The following is an 18,589-nucleotide window of genomic DNA, read 5'->3' on the forward strand; positions in this document are numbered from 1 at the left end:
CGCCCGCCTATGGATCTAGCGGCCACCAACGGGGCGGAACGTGCGGCGGTACGTGTCCGGCGGCACACCGACGGTCCGGTGGAAGTGCCGGCGCAGCGTCGTGGCGGTGCCCATCCCGGACGCCTCCGCGACCTGGTCCACGCTGTCGTCCGTCATCTCCAGCAGTTCCTGAGCGCGCCGGATCCGCTGCGTGTGCAGCCACTGCAACGGCGTGGTGCCCGTCACCGCCCGGAAGAGCCGGGCGAGGTGCCGCGAACTCATGCTGGCCTGCCGCGCCATGTCCTCGACGGTGATCGTCTGGTCGAACCGCGCCGAGACCCAGTCGAACAGCTCGGTGAGCGGATGCCCTTCCCCGGACGGCACGGGCGCCAGCACGAACTGCGCCTGCCCACCGTCCCGGTGCGGCGGCACGACGAGCCGGCGCGCCGCCGTGTTCGCCGTCGCGGTGCCGTGGTCGCTGCGGATCAGGTGCAAACTCAGGTCGATCGCCGCCGCCTTGCCCGCGCTCGTCAGCACCTGCCCGTTGTCGACGTAGAGCACGTCCGGGTCGACCTCGACGCGCGGATACCGCCTGGCCAGCTCGTCGGTGTGCGCCCAGTGCGTCGTCGCCCGGAGCCCGTCGAGCAGCCCGGCCTCAGCCAGCACGAACGCGCCCGTGCACAACGACACGATCCGCGCACCCTTGTCGTGGGCCGCTTTCACGGCCTGGACGAGCGCCGGATCGAGCGGCTCCTCCAGTTCCTCGATGGCGGGCACGATCACGGTGTCCGCCCGCTCGAGCTGGTCGAGCGGCAGGTCGGGCTCCAGCGTGAACCGGCCGACGCGCACCGGCCCGTTCCCGCAGATCACGACGCGGTAGTCGAGCTGCGGAGCGTTGAAGATCTCGTACGTGGCGGTCAGCTCGAAGTGCAGCATCCCGGTGGTGACGGCGAACGCGAGCATGTCCGAAAGTGTACGCATCATGTCGTTCCAGACACTGGCTCGGACCCTGCCCAACGGCTTGACTGGTCCACATGGGACACAAGATCGCGGTCTACGGCGCATCCGGCACCACGGGACAGTTCGTCCTGGCAGAGCTGAAGAAACGCGGCCACGAGCCACTGCCGTTCGGACGCGCGCAGGCCACCGCAGACGACCCGGCAGCCCTGGACCGCGCCCTTGAAGGCGCGGCCGCCGTGATCAACACGGCCGGTCCGTTCGCCGTCACCGCCGGCCCGCTGATCGCCGCCGCCGAGCGCGCCGGCATCCCGTACGTCGACGTGGCGGCCGAGATCGAGGCGAACGCCGACACGTTAGCCCGCGGCGCCTCGATCCCGGTGGTGCCCGCGATGGCCTTCTTCGGCGGCCTCGCCGACCTGCTGGTCACCGCCGCGATGGCCGGCTGGGACTCCGCCGACGAGGCCCACATCGCCTACGGACTGAGCGGCTGGCAGCCCACCGCGGGCACTCTCACCGCAGGTCAGGTCTCCCGTGAACGCCGTGACGGCCAGCGCGTCCGGTTCCGCGACGGAGAGCTGAGCTACCACTGCGACACCGCACCGGTCCTGGACTGGCAGTTCTCCGGCGGCACCCGCCAGGTGATCGGCGAGTTCTCCATGGCCGACGTCGTCACGGTGCCGAGCCACCTGCGGATCTCCTCGGTGACCGACTACATGTCCACGGAAGCGGCCACCGGCCTGCAGGCCGCCCAGGCCCGGCAGGAACCCGAGACGTTCGAGGTCGACGTGCGCGTGCGCAGGGCCGGCGAGGAACGACGGCTGACCGCGTCCGGCAAGGACATCTACGCCGTGAGCGCCCCTCTGGCCGTAGAAGCGGCAGAACGCCTGCTGAGCGGCCGTTTCAACGTCACCGGAGTCGCGTCAGCGGGCGCGATGTTCGACGCCCCCAACTTCCTGGCGTCCCTGAACAACGTCATTCAGACCACGCACTGTTCTTGATGACGTCCACGAAGTCCGTGCGCCGAACGCCGGGCCAAAGTGCCTGTCCTCCGACGCGTAGGAGGGCGTCAGCCTCAGGTCGTGGACCAGCCCGCGAGGGAGCCGCCCAGCCTGCCTCATGCGTGGTGGCCAGCCTGGCGCCGCGTGCCGCCAGTGGACCCCAGGACGGGCCACCGATGTCGCGAAGCGACGAGGCGGCCGGGGGTCCGGGGGCGCGCCCGCGGCGTGGGGGTCTGGGGGCTCGGCCCCCAGAGGACACCCGAGAACGAGAAAAGGTGAGTGCTGTCCACGAACAGCACTCACCCATCGAGTGGAGGTGCCGGGAATCGAACCCGGGTCCTGTGCCGGTTCATCAGGGCTTCTCCGTGCGCAGTCCGCTGTGTCTCTGCTTGGCCCCACCTGTCACGCGAACAAGCAGGTGTGACGGGCCCAGTCGCTGTGAGTTTCCCGGGCAGTCTCCGCGACCGAGACTGCTGGTAAGCCCTCTAGCTGATGCCGGGAACTAGGCCGAAGGCACTCCTAGGCCGACAACCGCTAGCTCCGCTGTCAGGCAGCGAGAGCGTACGCGGTGCGCTTGTCGTTAGACGTGGCGCTTATTGGTTTGCGATGACGCTTAACGGTGGTCTCTCGCCTGCACCGACACGCTTCCCCTGAATCAACGTCCACAGTCGAAACCGTTCACCCCCTTGTAGTGGTACGCATAGCATAACGACTGCGGCCACCGAGTTCTTCCCGAGGCAGGTAGGGCTGTCCCCACCTCTGACCGGATGGCTGGCCAGATGGTCTCTGACCAGCGAGAACGACAGCATGGACGTCATGAGGAAACCGAACGCGCTCGCAGCCGGGTTCTACCTGCTGACCAACCTGGTGACCGGCATCTTCTGGTTCACCCTCTCCGTCGTGCTCACCGTCGTCGGGTTCGCGACCTCGATCCTCTGGGTCGGTCTGCCGATCCTGTGGTCGGCCATGGCGGTCGTGCGGGGTGGCGCGACGATGGAGCGGGCGTGGGTCAGGGCGGCGTTGCGCACGGACATCCCCAGGCCTTACCGAGAGCCACCGACCGGCACGTTGTGGGTGCGGTTCAAGGCCCAGTTCACCGATCCGGCGACCTGGCGTGATTTCGGGTACCTGCTGTTGCTGTTGCCGGTCGGCATCCTGGAGTTCGTGTCCGTCGTCGTCATGTGGTCGGTCGCGGCGGCGTTCATCGCGGTGCCGTTCTGGATCGGCACGGCACCGTTCGCGGTGATCGTGGGCGACTTCTGGACCATCGACTCGTTCGCGTCGGCGTTGCCCGTCTCGCTGATCGGGCTGGCGCTGATCCCGTTCGCGGCGCTCGGCACCCGGTGGCTCGGGTCGGTGCACGGCAAGTTCGCTCGCGGCATGCTCGGGCCGACGCGTGCCGACGCGCTGGCGATCGAGGCGGAGCGGCTGTCGTCCAGCCGGGCCCGCGGTGTCGAGGCGGCTGAGGCGGAGCGCCGGCGCATCGAACGCGACCTGCACGACGGCGCGCAGCAGCGGCTCGTGGCCGTGGCGATGGGGCTGGGCCGGGCGAAGTCCAAGCTGGACACGGATCCGGTGGCCGCGGCCGAGCTCATCGCGGAGGCGCACGCGGACGCGAAGCTCGCCATCAAGGAACTGCGGGACCTGGCGCGGGGCATCTACCCGTCCGTCCTGGGCGACCGGGGGCTCGACGCCGCGCTGTCCGCGCTCGCCGCCCGTGTGCCGATCGAGGTCGACCTGCAGGTCGACGTGGAGCCGCGGCCGCCGACGTCGGTGGAGAGCGCCGCGTACTTCACCGTCGGCGAGGCGCTCACGAACATCACCAAGCACTCCAACGGCACCAAGGCGACCGTGCGGGTCAACAGGGTGGACACCGGGGTGCTGGTCGAGGTCACCGACAACGGTCAGGGTGGCGCGGAACTGCGGCCGGGCGGCGGGCTCGCCGGGCTCGCGGACCGGGCTGCCACGATCGACGGTGTGGTTGTCGTCGTCAGCCCCGCTGGTGGGCCGACCGTTATTCGAGCGGAGTTGCCGTGCGCGTGGTGATCGCCGAGGACTCGGTGCTGCTGAGGGTGGGCGTGCAGAGGTTGCTCGCCGACGAGGGCATCGAGACCGTCGCGGCGGTGGAGAACGGTGACGACCTGCTCGACGCCGTGACCGAGCACAGGCCCGACCTGTGCGTGGTGGACGTGCGGATGCCCCCGTCGTTCACCGACGAGGGACTGCGGGCCGCCATCGAGTGCCGCCGCCGCTATCCGGGGCTGCCGGTGCTGGTGCTGTCGCAGTACGTCGAGGAGCGCTACGCCGTGGAGCTCCTCGCGGGTGGCGCGAGCGGGGTCGGTTACCTGCTCAAGGAACGGGTCGCGGACGTGAAGGAGTTCGTCGACGCGGTGCGCAGGGTCGCCGACGGTGGCACGAGCATCGACCACGAGGTGATCACGCAGCTCATGGTGCGCAGCAAGAAGAGCCCCGTCGACAAGTTGACGCCCCGCGAACGCGAGGTGCTCGGGCTGATGGCCCAGGGACTGTCCAACACGGCCATCGCCGGCACGCTCGTCGTGTCCGACGGCGCCGTCGAGAAGCACGTCGGCAACATCTTCGCCAAGCTCGGCCTGGAGCCGTCGAACTCCGAGCACCGCCGCGTGCGCGCCGTGCTCGCCTATCTCGACAGCTGAAGCAGACGGACGCCGTTGTCGTGCAGGATCGCCTGCTCGGCGGCGGCGTCCAGGCCCCACGACCTGATGGCGTCGAGCTGCACCTCGTACGCGTACGGGATGTTCGGGAAGTCGGTGCCCAGCACCACCCGGTCCGCGAGCCCCGCCACGCGCGCCCGCCAGTCCGCGGGCAGCGGCACCATCTGCTCGGTGAACGGGACGCCCACCATCGTGGTGTCGACGTGCACGTCGCGGTAGCGCTCCACCAGGTCCAACGCGCCCGAGTAGTCCGGCATCCCCGCGTGCGCGATCACCGCGGTCAGCCGCGGGTGCGCCTTCAGAACCTCTTCGAAGACGCCGAGCCCGGTGAACTCGCCCGGCATCGGCCCGTCGCCGCAGTGCACGACCACGGGCACGCCGGCCTCCGCCAGCTGACCCCAGACGCCGTCCAGCAGCGCGTCACGCGGGTCGTAGCCACCGACCTGGACGTGCGACTTGAAGCAGCGCGCACCGGCCTCCAGGGCCTTGCGCACGTACGCCTCGGCGCCGGGTTCCGCGTAGAACGTGCCCGTCGGCACCGCCTCCGGGACCCGCGCCGCGAAGTCGGCCACCCACTCGTTCAGCCACGGCGCCATGCCCGGCTTGTGCGGGTAGAGCAGGGGTGCGAACGCGACGACGCCCAGCTCCCGCAGTGCGGTGAGCCGGGCGTTCTCGTCGGTGCGGTACTGGATGAACCAGTCGACCCCGGATTCGCGCACGCGGTCGAAGTAGGCCCAGACCTTGTCCAGGACGTTCTGCGGCATGAAGTGGACGTGGACGTCCACCAGTGCCATCAGTAGCGACCCTTCAGGGCGCGGCCGTGCGCCTTGGCGATCTCGCGGTTCGCGTCGCGCTTCGCCAGGTCCTGGCGCTTGTCGTAGGACTTCTTGCCCTTCGCGAGCGCGATCTCGACCTTGACGTAGCCGTCCTTGAAGTACATCTGCAGCGGCACGAGCGACAGACCGGACTCCTTGGTCTTGCCGATCAGCCGCTCGATCTCCGCCTTGTGCAGCAGGAGCTTGCGCTTGCGCCGGACCTCGTGGTTCGTCCAGGTGCCCGCGACGTACTCCGGGATGTGCAGCGCGTGCAGCCAGATCTCGCCGTCGTCGACCTGGGCGAAGGCGTCCACCAGGGACGCCCGGCCCATGCGCAGGCTCTTCACCTCGGTGCCGACGAGCTGAATGCCCGCCTCGTAGGTGTCCAGAATGGACCAGTCGTGCCGAGCCTTGCGGTTCGACGCGATGACCTTCTGCCCGCGTTCCTTGACCATGACGACCAGTCTAAATGGTCCGCAAAACTCCAAGCTCTGATTTATGGGTCTCGTTCGATGAGAGTCGCGGCTGAGGTGGTTCCTGGTGGTGCGGGCGGCTGACCTGCATACCGGTGTTGTATTCGGGTCGGCCGCCCGTGCCGCCAGGGGCCGCCTCAGCCTCGGCTATCGCGAACACGGACCCATAAATCAGAGCTAAAGCCGCACGTAGAGACGGAGTGTCACGTAGCCGGTGGTCGCCGAGATGACTATCGCGACGAGGAACAGCCAGGGCGACACGATCAGGATGTCCAGGTAGCCGATCGGCGGGATGATGCCCGACTCGGTGAGGTTCCTGGTGATCCGGTCGAGGAAGAACGCCTTGAACAGCACCAGGCCGCCGACCGCGGTGACCGAGCCGATGATGCCCGCGACGACCGCCTCGATGAGGAACGGCAGCTGCGTGTACCACCGGGTCGCGCCCACCAGTCGCATGATGCCGACCTCGACGCGACGGGTGAACGCCGACACCTGGATGGTGTTCGAGATCAGCAACAGCGCGGCGAACGCCTGGATGAGCGCCAGGATCAGGGCGACGTCGCGCATGCCGTTCAGGCCCTCGAAGAACCGCTCCAGGAACTTGCCCTGGTCGTCGACGCCCTTCACACCGGGCTTGCCCTCGAAGGCCTGCTTGATGACGTCGGTCCGCTCCGGGTCCTCGAGCTTCACGCGGAACGTGGCCGGGATGGCTTCGGGACGCGCGAGCTTGAGCAGTTCCGGCTGGGCCTCGAAGATGCGCTTGAAGCGCTCGAAGCCCTCGTCCCGGTTCTGGTACACCACGGACTCGACGCCGGAGGTCGCCTCCAGGTTGGAACGCAGGCCCGCACACGGCTGCTGGGTGCAGTCCTTGTCGTTGGCGCTGACATCGTTCGTCAGCAGCACGGAGACCTCGAGCTTGCCCGCGTAGTTGGCCTGCATCTTGTCGACCATGCGGACGACGAGCAGGCCACCGCCGAGCAGCCCGAGCGAGATGGCGGTCGTGAGGATCATCGCGATCGTCATCGTGACGTTCCGGCGAAGTCCGGTGATGACCTCGCTGAACACGAAGCTGGTACGCATCGGGGGCGGGGTTCCTTGGGGTTCGGGGGCTTAGGGACGCTTAGCGGCCAACGCCGTAAACGCCGCGCGCGTCATCACGGACGACCTTGCCGTACGAGAGCTCCACCACTCGGCGGCGCATCGAGTCGACGATGCCGTGGTCGTGGGTGGCCATGATGACGGTCGTGCCGGTGCGGTTGATCCGCTCCAGCAGCAACATGATGTCCTGGCTCGTGTCGGGGTCCAGGTTTCCGGTGGGCTCGTCGGCGATCAGCACCAGCGGGCGGTTCACGAACGCACGGGCGATCGCGACGCGCTGCTGCTCACCACCGGACAGCTCGGTCGGGAACCTGTCCTCCTTGCCGTCGAGACCCACCAGCTGCAGCACCTCCGGCACCACCTTGACGATGGTGTTGCGGGGCTTGCCGATGACCTCGAGCGCGAAGGCGACGTTCTCCGCGACCGTCTTCGTGGGCAGAAGACGGAAGTCCTGGAACACGCAGCCGATCGACTGCCGCAGGCGGGGGACCCGGCGGCGCGACATCTTGGCGACGTCGAAGTTGGAGACGTAGACGCGTCCCCTGGTCGGCACCTCTTCGCGCAGCAGCAGGCGCAGGAACGTCGACTTGCCGGACCCGGAAGGCCCGATCAGGAAGACGAACTCGCCCTTCTCCATCTCGACGGACACGTCGTCGAGCGCAGGACGCGTGGAGGTCTTGTAGACCTTGGAAACGTGTTCGAGACGAATCACGAGGCGCGAGTCTACTCATGGCCGGGGTAAAGCCCCCGTTCCGGTTAACTTCCAGCCCCGGAAGGGGTCAGTCCCACCAGTTGAAGAGGGCCTCGCCGACGGTCTGCGGACGCCAGTAGCGCACGTCACGAACGTCGAGAAGCGGCCAGTCCTCGGCCCTGAACGGCCGCCTCAGCTCCGCAGAGCCCCGCACGTGCAGGTTCAACTCGGCGAGCACGCCCGTGAGCGCCGCGTCGTCGACGAACTCCACCGGCTGCTGTTCGTGGCCGGTCGCGAGCGCCACGTCACCGGCGTGCGAGTACAGCACCGCGACCGTGGGCCGATGGTCGCTGTACTCGACGTACGCCGCGTGGAAGTTCGGGGTGACGTCCGGCTCGCACCAGCGCGTCACCGTGCCCCCAGCGCGCCGCGCGGCCTCGTGGACGAGGCCGCGGAACTCGGCTACGCCTGCTGGGACTGCTTGCGCCACCGGATGCCGGCCTCGAGGAAGTCGTCGATCTCGCCGTCGAGCACCGCGGACGGGTTGCCGACCTCGTGCTCGGTGCGCAGGTCCTTGACCATCTGGTACGGGTGCAGCACGTAGGAGCGCATCTGGTTGCCCCAGCTGGAGCCGGAGTCCTTCAGCGCGTCCATCTTGGCCTGCTCCTCCTGCCGGCGGCGCTCGAGCAGCTTCGCCTGCAGGACGTTCATGGCCGTGGCCTTGTTCTGCAGCTGCGAGCGCTCGTTCTGGCAGGACACCACGATGCCGGTCGGGATGTGCGTGAGGCGCACCGCCGAGTCCGTCGTGTTGACGCCCTGGCCGCCGGGGCCGGACGAGCGGTAGACGTCGACGCGCAGGTCCTTCTCGTCGATCTCGACGTGGTCGGTCTGCTCGACGACGGGCACGACCTCGACGCCGGCGAACGACGTCTGGCGGCGGCCCTGGTTGTCGAACGGCGAGATGCGCACGAGGCGGTGCGTGCCCTGCTCGACGCTCAGCGTGCCGTAGGCGTAGGGGGCGCTGACGCGGAAGGTCGCGGACTTGATGCCGGCCTCTTCGGCGTAGGACGTGTCGAACACGTCGACGCCGTAGTTGTGGCGCTCGGCCCAGCGCGAGTACATGCGCAGCAGCATCTCGGCGAAGTCCGCGGCGTCGACGCCACCGGCCTCGGCGCGGATGGTGATCAGCGCGTTGCGCTCGTCGTACTCGCCGGACAGCAGCGTGCGCACCTCGAGGCTCGCGATCTCCTCGCGGAGCTTGGCGCGGTCGTTGTCCGCATCGGCCGCGGCGTCCGCGTCCTCTGCCTCTTCGGCGAGTTCGTAGAGCAGCGGCAGGTCGTCGAGGCGCGAGCGCAGGCCGGTGACGCGGCGCAGCTCGCCCTGCTTGTGGGAGAGCTGGCTGGTGACCTTCTGCGCCTTCTCCTGGTCGTCCCAGAGGTCCGGGCGGGTCGCCTGCGCCTCCAGGTCCGCGACAGCGGCACGCAGAGCATCGAGGTCCAGCACCGCCTCGATGCTCGAAAGGGTGGCGGAGAGGTCCTTGATGTCTGCTTCGACGTCCGGGTTCACGCAAAAAGATTACGCCAGCACCGGTCGTCAGTCGCGACCGGTGCGTGCTGGCGCTCTCTTCTAGGCGGTCGGAATCGCGTCGAGCAGCTTGAGAACGGCCTTCGCGTGGGCGAGGCCGAACTCGGCCACCGCCTTGGCGTAGGGGTCCTCCGCCGTCTTGGCCGCGCTCTTCGCGCTCTCCTGTTCCTGACCGTACGTCGAACGTGCGGTCGTGATCAGGGACTCGCGCTGCTTCGCGGTCAGCGAACCGGCGTGCACCAGGCGCAGGATGAGCGGGCTGCGCAGGTGGTCCGGGCCAGGCTCGGACAGCAGCCAGTTCTTGAAGGCCTTCTTGCCCGCGGCAGTCAGCACGTACTGCTGGCTGGACCGCGGTCCCTGCTTGCCGAGGCGCAGCAGGCCTTGGTCAGCCAGCGCGGGCAGCTCGCGGTACACCTGGCTGCGGGTGACGCTGAAGAACGCGCCGAAGCGGTCTCCTGCCTCCGCAACCAACTGGCCACCGGTCTTGGGTCCGTCGTGCAGCAGCCCGAGCAGGGCAGCTGCGGTCGCATTCAGGTCTGACACAACGACAACGTTCCCACGTCTGGGGGAAGCTGTCCACAATGGTCAGCCGTTCTGTCCACAGTGGCTGATCACCGGGCTAGTCTGATGGGCCATGCGGAGCAACGAAAAGTCTCGCTGAGTAAGCGGCAGTTTCCGAGCCTCACGCGTTTGGCCTCTTGACCGTCTGTGTCCATCCCGGATGGAAAAGTCCTTTCGCAGAAACGAAAGTCCCCCGCCCTCACTCGATCGGCGGTACGACTCTCACCGGCCGGAGCCACCCGAATGGACGGTCGGGGGGCCGGCGTCGCACGACCTGGTGATGTCCGCTCAGACCTCTTTCCTGCGCCCGGCATTCCGGGAAAATGATCATTGCCAGGCAGGCGCGGTTGAACACGGAGGTCGGGGACCATGATGAACCTGAACTTGAAGTGGCTGGACCACAAGAAGGTGGCGGCGCACACGAGGGCGTGGGTCACGGGAGGCATCCCGGAGCAGGCCGGCAAGGACGAGTGCATGGTGTGCGGCAAACAGATCCGCAAGCACCGCACCGTCAACGGCGAGGGCCGCATCTGCTCCAGCATGCTGTGCGCCCAGTACTGGGCGGAGAACATGACCTGAAAGGCCTGGCCGAGTCGCACAGGCCGGGAAACGCAGAAGGCCGGAGCCAAGTGGCTCCGGCCTTCTGTCTAATCTAGTAGCGGGGACAGGATTTGAACCTGCGACCTCTGGGTTATGAGCCCAGCGAGCTACCGAGCTGCTCCACCCCGCGCCGCTTCTAGCTTGTCTTGCCGTGTTGCTGTCTTGCTGTTGTAAGGAGAACTCTACACCCTCCAAAAACCCATTTTCACCCACCCCCCTTAAGCACCATTCCCGCAGGTCAGCCCCCCACAACCCCCATCCGCCCGCCGCCACCCCACCGACCGCCGAGATCGCACCCGCCAACGCCGAAGGCAAAGCAAGCCGACGCGAGGCAATTCGGTCCAGCCGACGCCGAAGGCAAGGCCGGGGAAGCTGACGCGAGGGGTGGCCTGCCGATGCCGAAGGCAAGGCAGGCGGGGGTCCGGGGGCTTGCCCCCGGGGTGGGGTTTGAGGGCTCCGCCCCCAATGTAAATGCGAAAAAGCCCTGTTCGCGTTTTCCGCGAACAGGGCTCTCCCAGCTTTGTAGCGGGGACAGGATTTGAACCTGCGACCTCTGGGTTATGAGCCCAGCGAGCTACCGAGCTGCTCCACCCCGCGTCGGTAATTAGAACCTTACGCGGGGCGGAGCGGATAAAGCAAATCGGTAGGTCAGCCGGACGGTGTGGGGCTCGGCACAACCGACGACTGGCCGGTCGGCGGCGCCGCGGGCGCCCCGGTGTTGTACTGCTTGAACCTCTTCGTGGCGTCGTCCAGCTTGGCGTACGCCTGGCCGAGCTCGGTGAAGTTGCTGCTCTGCTGGGCCCTCTTGATGTCGGCCAGCGCCGCGTCGATGTCGCTGACCGCCTTCTGCAGCTCAGGGCTCAGCGCGCTGTTGGTGGGCGGTGTGGTCGACGGCGGCGTGGAGGTCTGGCCGTTGCCGTTGTTGTCGCTGGGCGGCGGCACGACCGCGCCGGCACCGCTGAGCACCTGGTCCAGCGCCTCGTTCAGCGTGGACGCGTAGCCGACCCGGTCGCCGTACCAGACGAGCACCTTGGACAGCTGCGGGTACGACGTGTTGTTCGACGCGCGCTCGATGTAGACGGGTTCGACGTAGAGCAGCGCTCCGCCCACGGGCAGTGTGAGCAGGTTGCCGTAGACGACCGTCGTCTTCTGCTGGGTCAGCAGGTTGAGCTCGCGGCTGACGTTGTCCGACGTGAGGAACTGCGTCTGGATCTGCTGCGGGCCCTTCGCGTCCTGACTGAGTTGCAGGACGCTGATCTTCCCGTAGTTGTCCGGATCGGATCCGACCGAGACGTGGGCCGCCATGAACTCCCGGTTCTCGCGGACGAGCGGGCTGGTCAGCTGGAAGCGGACCTTGCTCGGGTCGCTCGGGTCACCGGCGAGGACGTAGAACGGCGGCTGGGCGTCACGGCGCTTGCTCGCCGCGTCGCGCTGGGCGTCGGCCGTTGTCACGTTGTCGATCGTCGGGTCCTGCGGCGGTGCCCAGTAGGCGACACCGGAGTAGAAGTCCGACGGCGACGAGACGTGGTACTTCGACAGGATCTGCCGCTGCACCTTGAACAGGTCCTCGGGGTAGCGGAAGTGCTGGCGCAGCTCGTTGGAGATCTCGCTGCCCGGCTTCACCGTGTTCGGGAAGACGCCCATCCACGCCTTGAGGACCGGGTCCTTGTCGTCGATCTGGTACAGGTTCACCGTGCCGTCGTAGGCGTCCACAGTGGCCTTGACCGAGTTGCGGATGTAGTTGACGGGCTTGTTGACCTGCGAGATGACGACGCCGTCCGCAGTGAGCGAGTCGTTCGTCGCGTCACCGAGCTGCGTGCGCTGCGCGTACGGGTAGTTCTCGAGCGTGGTGTATCCGTCGACGATCCACGTGATGCGGCCGTTGACGACGGCCGGGTACGGGTCGCTGTCCACCGTGAGCCACGGGGCGACGGCCTGCACGCGGTCGCGCGGCGTGCGCTTGAACAGGATCTTCGAGTCGTCCGCGATCGACTGGTTGAAGAGGATGTTGCGCTCGCCGTAGTACGCCGCGAAGGCGAGCTTGTTGAACAGGCTGCCGATCGGGACGCCACCGGCACCGGTGTAGGTGTAGGACTTGGCGTCCGTGTCGTACTCCGCCGCCGAGCCGGCCGGACGGCCGCCGACGATCGAGTAGTCGTTCACGCCGAACAGCTCGCCGAAGTAGGTGCGGGGCTGGTCGACCTTGATGCCGTTCGGCACGTTGCCGACGTCGCCGTTGGACTTGACCTCACCGGTCTTGAAGTCCGGGTAGCCGCCGTTGGACTCGTCGGCGACCGCGTTCACCTTGTTCGCCTCGGCGTAGACGAAGCCGTTGCCGTGCGTGTAGATGAGGTGCTGGTTGATCCAGTCGCGCTGGCCCTGCGGCAGGCTGTCGAGCTTGAGCTCGCGCACCGCGACGATGTAGTCGCGGAGCTTTCCCTCCACTGTGTACCGGTCGACGTCGAGCTTGTTCGGGAAGCCGTAGAACGGCCGCAGCTGCTGGAACTGCGTGAAGGTGCGCGAGAGCACCGCCGGGTCGAGCAGGCGGATGTTGCCCAGCGTCGCCGCGTCGTTGGTCTTGACCTGGTCGTTGGTGACGTTCTGCTTGCCCTCGTAGGGCTTCGTCTCGACCTTGTCGTCTGTCAGCCCGAACGACTGCCGTGTCGCCGCGATGTTGCGGGTGATCGACTCGGCTTCCTTCTGGATGGCGTTCGGCTTGACCGAGAACTGCTCCAGCACCGCGGGCCACGCCGCACCGACGAGCACGCTCGACAGCACCAGCAGGACGGTCGCGATGGCGGGCAGCTGCACGTTGCGCATGAACGCGCCCGCGAAGAACGCGACGGCGCAGAACACCGCGATGCACAGCAGGATCAGCTTGGCCGGCAGCACCGCGTTGAGGTCGGTGTAGCTCGCGCCGACGAACTTCTCGTTCTCGTGCAGCAGCAGCGAGTACCGGTCGAAGAAGTACGCGACGGCCTTGAGCAGCACGAACGTACCGGCGACGAGCGCCAGGTGCAGCCGCGCGGGGCCCGAGAGCTGGCCGCCGCGACCGGCCAGCCGGATGCCGCCGAACAGGTAGTGCGCGATGACCGCGCCGATGAACGAGACGGCGGTCGTGATGAACAGCCACGACAGCAGCCACTCGTAGAACGGCAGCTGGAACGCGTAGAAGCCGATGTCGTGCCCGAACTGCGGGTCGGTCACGCCGAACGGCTGGGAGTTCAGGAACAGCTGGATCTGCTGCCAGTCGGCCTGCGCCGACGCGCCCGCGATCAGCCCGACGAACACGGGGATGCCGATCGCGAAGAACCGCACCCGCCCCATCACGACGGTGCGGTAGCGCGCCACCGGGTCGTCGGGCCCGGACACCGGCACGAACACCGGCCGAGCCCGGTACGCGAGGAAGAGGTTCAGCGCGACGACGCCGCCGACCACGGCCCCGACGGCCACGAACAGCGCCAGGCGGGTGAGCAGGACTGTGCTGTAGACGTCGCGGAATTTCACCTCGCCGAACCACAGCCAGTTCACGTAGGTGTCGAGCAGCCGCGATCCCGTGATGAGACCGAACAGGAGCACTACACCCACGATGAGCAGTATTCGGCTGCGCCGGGACAGTTTCGGCAGTCCGACCGGAGGCCGTGTGGCCACGAGGCACGCTCCTGGATCGCGGTAAATCGATACGTACGTTTAGTCCAACTCTACGGACGACGCCCTGGGTTCCCGTGAAGTCCGCAGTCTTACGATGACACGCGTGTCAGCGAGTGAAACGCCAGCGGTCATCCTCCCGACGGTCGCCCGCGAGGTTGAGGAGTTCGTAGCGGCAGGCGGCTGGGAGCAGCCTCCGCAACTCTTCGCCCTAGTGGCCACCTCAGACCTGCTGAAGCAGCAACCGGAGCTGCGGGACCAGCTCGACCCGGAGTCGAGCCCGCTGACCCCGATCGCCCAGGACGAGCTGTCGGGCGACCTGGGCGACGCGCTCGCGGGCATCGAGTGGCCCCCGGCCGTGACCGGGTGCGCCCTGGCCCAGGAGATCGTCGTCCTGCCGCCGGAGGCCGAGACGGAACTGAGCCACGGCGACCTGGACGACGAGGCGGCCCGCCGCTTCGCCGCCGAACACCCCGCACGCCGCGAGGCGCGCCTGGTGGCGGCGGTGCTGCGCGACGGCTCGGTCTCCTGCGTGCTGAGGCTGCGCGGGACGGTCGAGGTGCCAGAGGAGTTCGTCGAGCACCCCGAACTGGCGCCCAACCTCACCGACGCCCTGCTCGCCACGCTGCGGCCCTAGTCGTCACCTCACCAGGCTGGCACAACCCCGGCACCTGATCGCGCCGGGGTTGATGTCGTTGCCTGATGTTCGCGGCAAGCGGACAGCGAGGACCGCCGCAAGCGCGGCCGAGCCGGCCGCCCCGGCGGAACCAACGCGCGTTCGCCGATCTTGTCGGACCCTCTGAGTACGTTGAGATGTAGGGGTTCCCAGCTCAGGGGTACCCCTGCGAAAGCGCGCGCCGACGTCCGCGGCGGGCCGCCGACCACCCCGGCACCGAGGCCTCGCCGACCAGCGCGCACACCCTTCACAGGCGTGGAGCATCCGAACCGCCAGGCGGCGACCACTCCGCAGCACGCCGGTCGAGGCGTCGTCCAGACGCCGCTTCCACTCCTGCGCCGGCCGCGGCCACAGCGGGCCGCGGCCAGGACCTCAGCCGGTGCCGCCGAGCACCACCTGTCCACGGGCCGACCGGGTCAGCAGCTCGGCGTGTCCTTGCCGGCGTTGAGCGCCTCCAGCGACGACACGGCGTCCGTCAGGTTCTCGACCTTGATCAGCTTGAGGTCGGGCGGCGCCTGCTGCTTCGCGTCCGTGCAGTTGTCGGCGGGCACGAGGAACGCCGTCGCGCCCGCTTCCTTCGCGGCGACCATCTTGAACGCGATGCCGCCGATGGGCTTCACGGTGCCGTCACCGGTGATCTCGCCGGTGCCCGCGATGGACTTGCCGCCGTTGAGCTCGCCCGGCGTCAGCTTGTCGACGATCGCCAGCGCGAAGATGAGGCCGGCCGAGGGACCGCCCACGTCGGAGAGGCTGATCTTGATCTTGAACGGCACGTCGGCGCGGTCGACCGGCGAGATGCCGATGAAGCCCGCCGGGCGGCCGTCGTCGCGGGTGCCGAGGGTGAGCTGGGTCGACTGGGAGGTGCCGTCCTTCTCGAACGCCACCTCGATGCGGTCGCCGGGCTTGGTGTTCTCCAGCGCGCCGCTCACGTCGGCGGCGCTCTGCACCTGCTTGCCGTTGACCGAGATGATGCGGGCGCCGAGCGGGATGACGTTCTCCGCCGGGCTGCCCTTGGTGACCTGGTTCGCGATCACCATGCCCGGATACTTGAGGTAGTTCAGGGCCGCGACCTCGGCGGCGGTCTGCGACTCGCTGAACGCGCGCTCGTTGTTCTCCTGGACCTGCTGCTCCGACTCGCCGGGCTTGAAGAACTCCTCGCGCGGCGCCAGGGCGTAGCGGCCGGACAACCACAGGCCCAGCGCGCCGAACAGCGACACGTCGTCGGTGAGCGAGACCGTCGTCATGCGCAGGGTCCCCTTGGTGGGGAAGGTGTCCTGGCCCTCGACCGACACCACGTCGGCGTCCTTCACCTGGCCGAGCACGTCGTAGGTCGGGCCGGGGCCCAGCGCGACGTACGGGACTCTGGCGAAACCGCCGAGCAGTCCGAGTGCCGCCACCACTAGGAAGCTGACGATCAGCGTCCACGTCCGGCGGGTCAGTCCGCGTTCCCTCGGCGGGGGCGCGGGTGGGGGTGCGGTCGTGACGGTTTCACTCACGGCTGAACAGCGTACGACCATGTCTGTCCGCGTACGGTAGAGGCATGAGTGACGTGCCGTTCGGGTTCAGCCCGCACGACCCCGACGACAAGAGCGGGAAGCCGGGAGACAACCCGTTCGACTTCAGCCAGCTGGGCAACATGCTGAGCCAACTGGGCTCGATGTTGAGCAACGCGGGCTCGTCGAGCGGGCCGGTGAACTACGACCTCGCCAAGCAGATCGCGTTCCAGCAGCTGTCCTCGACGACGACCACGATCGGGTTCGCCTCCGACCAGTCGAGCGCGGTCACCGACGCCGTGCACCTGGCCGAGATGTGGCTGGACCCGGTCACGTCGCTGCCCGCCGGCACCCGCACCACGCAGGCGTGGACGGCGCGCGACTGGATCGAGCGCACGATCCCGACCTGGCAGCGCCTGTGCGACCCGGTCGCGCAGCGCATGTCCGGCGCGTGGGTCGAGGCGATGCCCGCCGAGGCCAAGCAGGCGGCCGGCCCGCTGCTGGCGATGCTCGGCCAGATGGGCGGCATGGCGTTCGGCTCGCAGCTCGGCAACGCGCTGGCACAGCTCGGCGCCGAGGTGCTGACCTCGACCGACGTCGGCCTGCCGCTCGGTCCCGAGGGCACCGCGGCCCTGCTGCCGGCGAACATCGAGAAGTTCACCGAGGGCCTGGAGCGTCCCGCGTCCGAGGTCATGGTGTTCCTCGCCGCCCGCGAGGCCGCCCACCAGCGCCTCTTCACGCACGTGCCGTGGCTGCGGCAGCGCCTGCTCGACACCGTCGAGGAGTTCGCCAAGGGCATCAAGGTCGACACCTCGGCCCTGGAGCAGCTCGCCGGCCAGATCGACCCGTCGAACCCCGCCTCCATCGAGGAGGCCATGAGCTCGGGCCTGCTCGAACCGCAGACCACCCCGGAGCAGAAGGCGGCGCTGAACCGCCTGGAGACGCTCCTCGCCCTCGTCGAGGGCTGGGTGGACGTCGTGGTCGACGCCGCCGTCTCCGACCGCCTGCCCGGTGCCGCGGCCCTGCGCGAGACGCTGCGCCGCCGCCGTGCCTCAGGTGGCCCGGCCGAACAGACGTTCGCGACGCTCGTGGGCCTGGAGCTGCGCCCGCGCAAGCTGCGGGCCGCCTCGGCCCTGTGGAAGCTGATCGGCGACCAGCACGGTGTCGAGGTGCGCGACAGCGTGTGGGAGCACGCCGAGCTCGTCCCGACCGCCGAGGACCTCGACGACCCGCTGGAGTTCGCCGAACGCCTGACGAACACCCGCAACGCGCTGGAGGACCCGATCGCCGAGCTGGAGCGCACCATGCGCGAGGGCAAGGCCGAGGACGGCGACAAGCCGGACAAGCCCGAAGAGGCCTGACCAGCACCTGAACACGTGAAGCGCCCGGCGAGCACACCCTCGCCGGGCGCTTCACGTCGTCACGGCTTCAGTCCTCGGTGATCCCCAGGCCTGCGGCGGCCGAGAGTCCCTCCAGATAGCCCATGGCCCGCTCGGTCTTCGGGTAGCGGTGCACCCACTCCCAGAAGTCCTTGCCGTGCCCTGGGACCAGCAGGTGCGCGAGCTCGTGCACCAGCACGTAGTCGAGCACCCACGGCGGCACGTCGCGCAGCCGCTCGGACACGCGGATCGTGCCCTCCGTCGGCGTGCACGACGCCCAGCGCGTGCGCATGGGCGGCACCCAGCGCACGCTCACCGGCTCCGCCAGCAAGTCCAGGTAGCGCGCCGAAAGCTCGGCGCACCGCGCCATGAGCGCCTCGTCCGATGTGCGCGCAGGGGACTTCCTGCGCGTCTCACTGCGCTGAAGGCGGCTCAACATCTCCGCCACCCAGTGCTTCTCTTCCCCCTTGGTCATCCGTGCCGGCAGAAGGACGACGACGGTGTCGCCCTCCCGGTACGCGCTGACCATGCGGCGGCGCCGGGGGCTCCGCCGCACTTCCACCCGCGGTTCGGCCATGCAGTCACCGTAAACGCCGCCACCGACAAATTTCGGCCCCCAACCGGCGGCAGGCGCGCACCCGGCGGGTGAAGTTCCACCGAACGGCGGCTGGACACGCGCGGGATCGACATGCGCGATTTCGCACGCCTGCGGAGGTACCGTCGCGCCAAGGTCCCCGAGTGTGTCCGCACTCACAACTGCAAGGGAGGGGCTGTGGCCGACACCTACAACGGCTACTGCGTCAAGTGTCGCGAGAAGCGCGACTTCGACGGCAACGTCGAGGAGACCAATGGGCGGCGCATGGCGAAGGGCACCTGCCCTGTCTGCGGTACGAAGATGACGCGGATCCTCGGCAAGGCCAAGGTCTGACGTTTGCGCTGGC

18 protein-coding genes, 2 tRNA genes and 1 other RNA gene are annotated in these 18,589 nt (G+C 68.4%); 7 read left to right on the forward strand and 14 right to left on the reverse strand.

What is annotated here, in order from left to right:
• Positions 1–15: 15 nt before the first annotated feature.
• A complete protein-coding gene (locus SK571_RS25335; protein ID WP_406602028.1) occupies positions 16–960 on the reverse strand; it encodes a GlxA family transcriptional regulator in 945 nt (314 codons plus the stop codon).
• Between the two features lie 53 nt (positions 961–1,013).
• On the opposite strand from SK571_RS25335, the gene SK571_RS25340 reads away from it, so the two are divergent.
• Positions 1,014–1,937 (forward strand): saccharopine dehydrogenase family protein, encoded by a 924-nt coding sequence (locus tag SK571_RS25340; protein WP_319986577.1) that lies wholly within the window; start codon positions 1,014–1,016, stop codon positions 1,935–1,937.
• Between the two features lie 308 nt (positions 1,938–2,245).
• Here the strand turns inward: SK571_RS25340 and ssrA are convergent.
• Positions 2,246–2,623: a transfer-messenger RNA gene (gene ssrA, locus SK571_RS25345) on the reverse strand.
• A gap of 121 nt (positions 2,624–2,744) precedes the next feature.
• Between ssrA and SK571_RS25350 the strand changes: the two genes are divergently transcribed.
• Both SK571_RS25350 and SK571_RS25355 read left to right on the forward strand, forming a co-directional pair.
• Positions 2,745–3,983 carry a sensor histidine kinase gene (locus SK571_RS25350; RefSeq protein WP_406602029.1) on the forward strand — a complete coding sequence of 413 codons (1,239 nt, stop codon included), beginning with the start codon at positions 2,745–2,747 and terminating at the stop codon, positions 3,981–3,983.
• Positions 3,971–4,612 (forward strand): response regulator transcription factor, encoded by a 642-nt coding sequence (locus tag SK571_RS25355; RefSeq protein ID WP_170176439.1) that lies wholly within the window; start codon positions 3,971–3,973, stop codon positions 4,610–4,612. Before SK571_RS25350 ends, SK571_RS25355 begins: the two co-directional genes overlap by 13 nt.
• On the opposite strand, the gene SK571_RS25360 is transcribed toward SK571_RS25355, so the two are convergent.
• The 7 genes from SK571_RS25360 to SK571_RS25390 form a co-directional block, all read right to left on the reverse strand.
• Positions 4,597–5,424 (reverse strand): amidohydrolase family protein, encoded by an 828-nt coding sequence (locus SK571_RS25360; protein WP_319986579.1) that lies wholly within the window; start codon positions 5,422–5,424, stop codon positions 4,597–4,599. The genes SK571_RS25355 and SK571_RS25360 overlap by 16 nt on opposite strands.
• Positions 5,424–5,900 carry an SsrA-binding protein SmpB gene (gene smpB / locus SK571_RS25365; protein ID WP_189160483.1) on the reverse strand — a complete coding sequence of 159 codons (477 nt, stop codon included), beginning with the start codon at positions 5,898–5,900 and terminating at the stop codon, positions 5,424–5,426. The genes SK571_RS25360 and smpB overlap by 1 nt, the downstream gene beginning before the upstream one ends.
• Positions 5,901–6,095: 195 nt before the next feature.
• Entirely contained in the window at positions 6,096–6,998 is a 903-nt protein-coding gene (gene ftsX / locus SK571_RS25370; RefSeq protein ID WP_030481520.1) for a permease-like cell division protein FtsX, read from the reverse strand.
• Positions 6,999–7,038: 40 nt separating this feature from the next.
• Positions 7,039–7,728, reverse strand: a complete 690-nt coding sequence (gene ftsE, locus SK571_RS25375; RefSeq protein ID WP_030470385.1) for a cell division ATP-binding protein FtsE — start codon at positions 7,726–7,728, stop codon at positions 7,039–7,041.
• A gap of 67 nt (positions 7,729–7,795) precedes the next feature.
• The gene (locus tag SK571_RS25380) at positions 7,796–8,197 is read right to left on the reverse strand and encodes a hypothetical protein (protein WP_319986580.1); all 402 of its coding nucleotides are present in this window, start codon (positions 8,195–8,197) and stop codon (positions 7,796–7,798) included.
• Positions 8,170–9,273, reverse strand: coding sequence for a peptide chain release factor 2 (gene prfB, locus SK571_RS25385; protein ID WP_319986581.1), 1,104 nt, complete (start codon positions 9,271–9,273; stop codon positions 8,170–8,172). Before prfB ends, SK571_RS25380 begins: the two co-directional genes overlap by 28 nt.
• 60 nt (positions 9,274–9,333) lie before the next feature.
• Complete coding sequence (locus tag SK571_RS25390) at positions 9,334–9,834, reverse strand: PadR family transcriptional regulator (protein ID WP_030470382.1); 501 nt, start codon at positions 9,832–9,834, stop codon at positions 9,334–9,336.
• 387 nt (positions 9,835–10,221) lie between these two features.
• On the opposite strand from SK571_RS25390, the gene SK571_RS25395 reads away from it, so the two are divergent.
• Entirely contained in the window at positions 10,222–10,431 is a 210-nt protein-coding gene (locus SK571_RS25395; RefSeq protein WP_319986582.1) for a hypothetical protein, read from the forward strand.
• 77 nt (positions 10,432–10,508) lie between these two features.
• Here SK571_RS25395 and SK571_RS25400 read toward each other — a convergent pair.
• From SK571_RS25400 to SK571_RS25410, 3 genes are all read right to left on the reverse strand, one after another.
• Positions 10,509–10,582: transfer RNA gene (locus tag SK571_RS25400), tRNA-Met, on the reverse strand.
• 393 nt (positions 10,583–10,975) lie between these two features.
• A tRNA-Met gene (locus tag SK571_RS25405) sits at positions 10,976–11,049 on the reverse strand.
• 51 nt (positions 11,050–11,100) lie between these two features.
• A complete protein-coding gene (locus SK571_RS25410) occupies positions 11,101–14,103 on the reverse strand; it encodes a UPF0182 family protein (RefSeq protein ID WP_319986583.1) in 3,003 nt (1,000 codons plus the stop codon).
• A gap of 94 nt (positions 14,104–14,197) precedes the next feature.
• On the opposite strand from SK571_RS25410, the gene SK571_RS25415 reads away from it, so the two are divergent.
• Complete coding sequence (locus tag SK571_RS25415) at positions 14,198–14,737, forward strand: PPA1309 family protein (RefSeq protein WP_319986584.1); 540 nt, start codon at positions 14,198–14,200, stop codon at positions 14,735–14,737.
• 455 nt (positions 14,738–15,192) lie between these two features.
• On the opposite strand, the gene SK571_RS25420 is transcribed toward SK571_RS25415, so the two are convergent.
• Entirely contained in the window at positions 15,193–16,272 is a 1,080-nt protein-coding gene (locus SK571_RS25420) for a YlbL family protein (protein WP_319986585.1), read from the reverse strand.
• Between the two features lie 44 nt (positions 16,273–16,316).
• Here SK571_RS25420 and SK571_RS25425 point away from each other — a divergent pair, with 44 nt between their 5' ends.
• A complete protein-coding gene (locus SK571_RS25425) occupies positions 16,317–17,630 on the forward strand; it encodes a zinc-dependent metalloprotease (protein WP_319986586.1) in 1,314 nt (437 codons plus the stop codon).
• 67 nt (positions 17,631–17,697) lie between these two features.
• On the opposite strand, the gene SK571_RS25430 is transcribed toward SK571_RS25425, so the two are convergent.
• Positions 17,698–18,225: a M48 metallopeptidase family protein gene (locus SK571_RS25430; protein WP_319986587.1), complete on the reverse strand. Its 528-nt coding sequence runs from the start codon at positions 18,223–18,225 to the stop codon at positions 17,698–17,700.
• Between the two features lie 195 nt (positions 18,226–18,420).
• On the opposite strand from SK571_RS25430, the gene SK571_RS25435 reads away from it, so the two are divergent.
• A complete protein-coding gene (locus SK571_RS25435) occupies positions 18,421–18,576 on the forward strand; it encodes a DUF5679 domain-containing protein (RefSeq protein WP_169746029.1) in 156 nt (51 codons plus the stop codon).
• Positions 18,577–18,589: the final 13 nt, after the last annotated feature.

Origin of the sequence: Lentzea kristufekii (assembly GCF_033949925.1) — a bacterium.
Taxonomy (GTDB): Bacteria; Actinomycetota; Actinomycetes; order Mycobacteriales; family Pseudonocardiaceae; genus Lentzea; species Lentzea kristufekii.

Coding starts and splice junctions, on each gene's coding strand:
- SK571_RS25335 (WP_406602028.1), bottom strand. CDS start 960: ATGCGTACACTTTCGGACATGCTCGCGTTCGCCGTCACCACCGGGATG.
- SK571_RS25340 (WP_319986577.1), top strand. CDS start 1,014: ATGGGACACAAGATCGCGGTCTACGGCGCATCCGGCACCACGGGACAG.
- SK571_RS25350 (WP_406602029.1), top strand. CDS start 2,745: ATGGACGTCATGAGGAAACCGAACGCGCTCGCAGCCGGGTTCTACCTG.
- SK571_RS25360 (WP_319986579.1), bottom strand. CDS start 5,424: ATGGCACTGGTGGACGTCCACGTCCACTTCATGCCGCAGAACGTCCTG.
- smpB (WP_189160483.1), bottom strand. CDS start 5,900: ATGGTCAAGGAACGCGGGCAGAAGGTCATCGCGTCGAACCGCAAGGCT.
- ftsX (WP_030481520.1), bottom strand. CDS start 6,998: ATGCGTACCAGCTTCGTGTTCAGCGAGGTCATCACCGGACTTCGCCGG.
- SK571_RS25395 (WP_319986582.1), top strand. CDS start 10,222: ATGATGAACCTGAACTTGAAGTGGCTGGACCACAAGAAGGTGGCGGCG.
- SK571_RS25415 (WP_319986584.1), top strand. CDS start 14,198: ATGACACGCGTGTCAGCGAGTGAAACGCCAGCGGTCATCCTCCCGACG.
- SK571_RS25425 (WP_319986586.1), top strand. CDS start 16,317: ATGAGTGACGTGCCGTTCGGGTTCAGCCCGCACGACCCCGACGACAAG.
- SK571_RS25430 (WP_319986587.1), bottom strand. CDS start 18,225: ATGGCCGAACCGCGGGTGGAAGTGCGGCGGAGCCCCCGGCGCCGCCGC.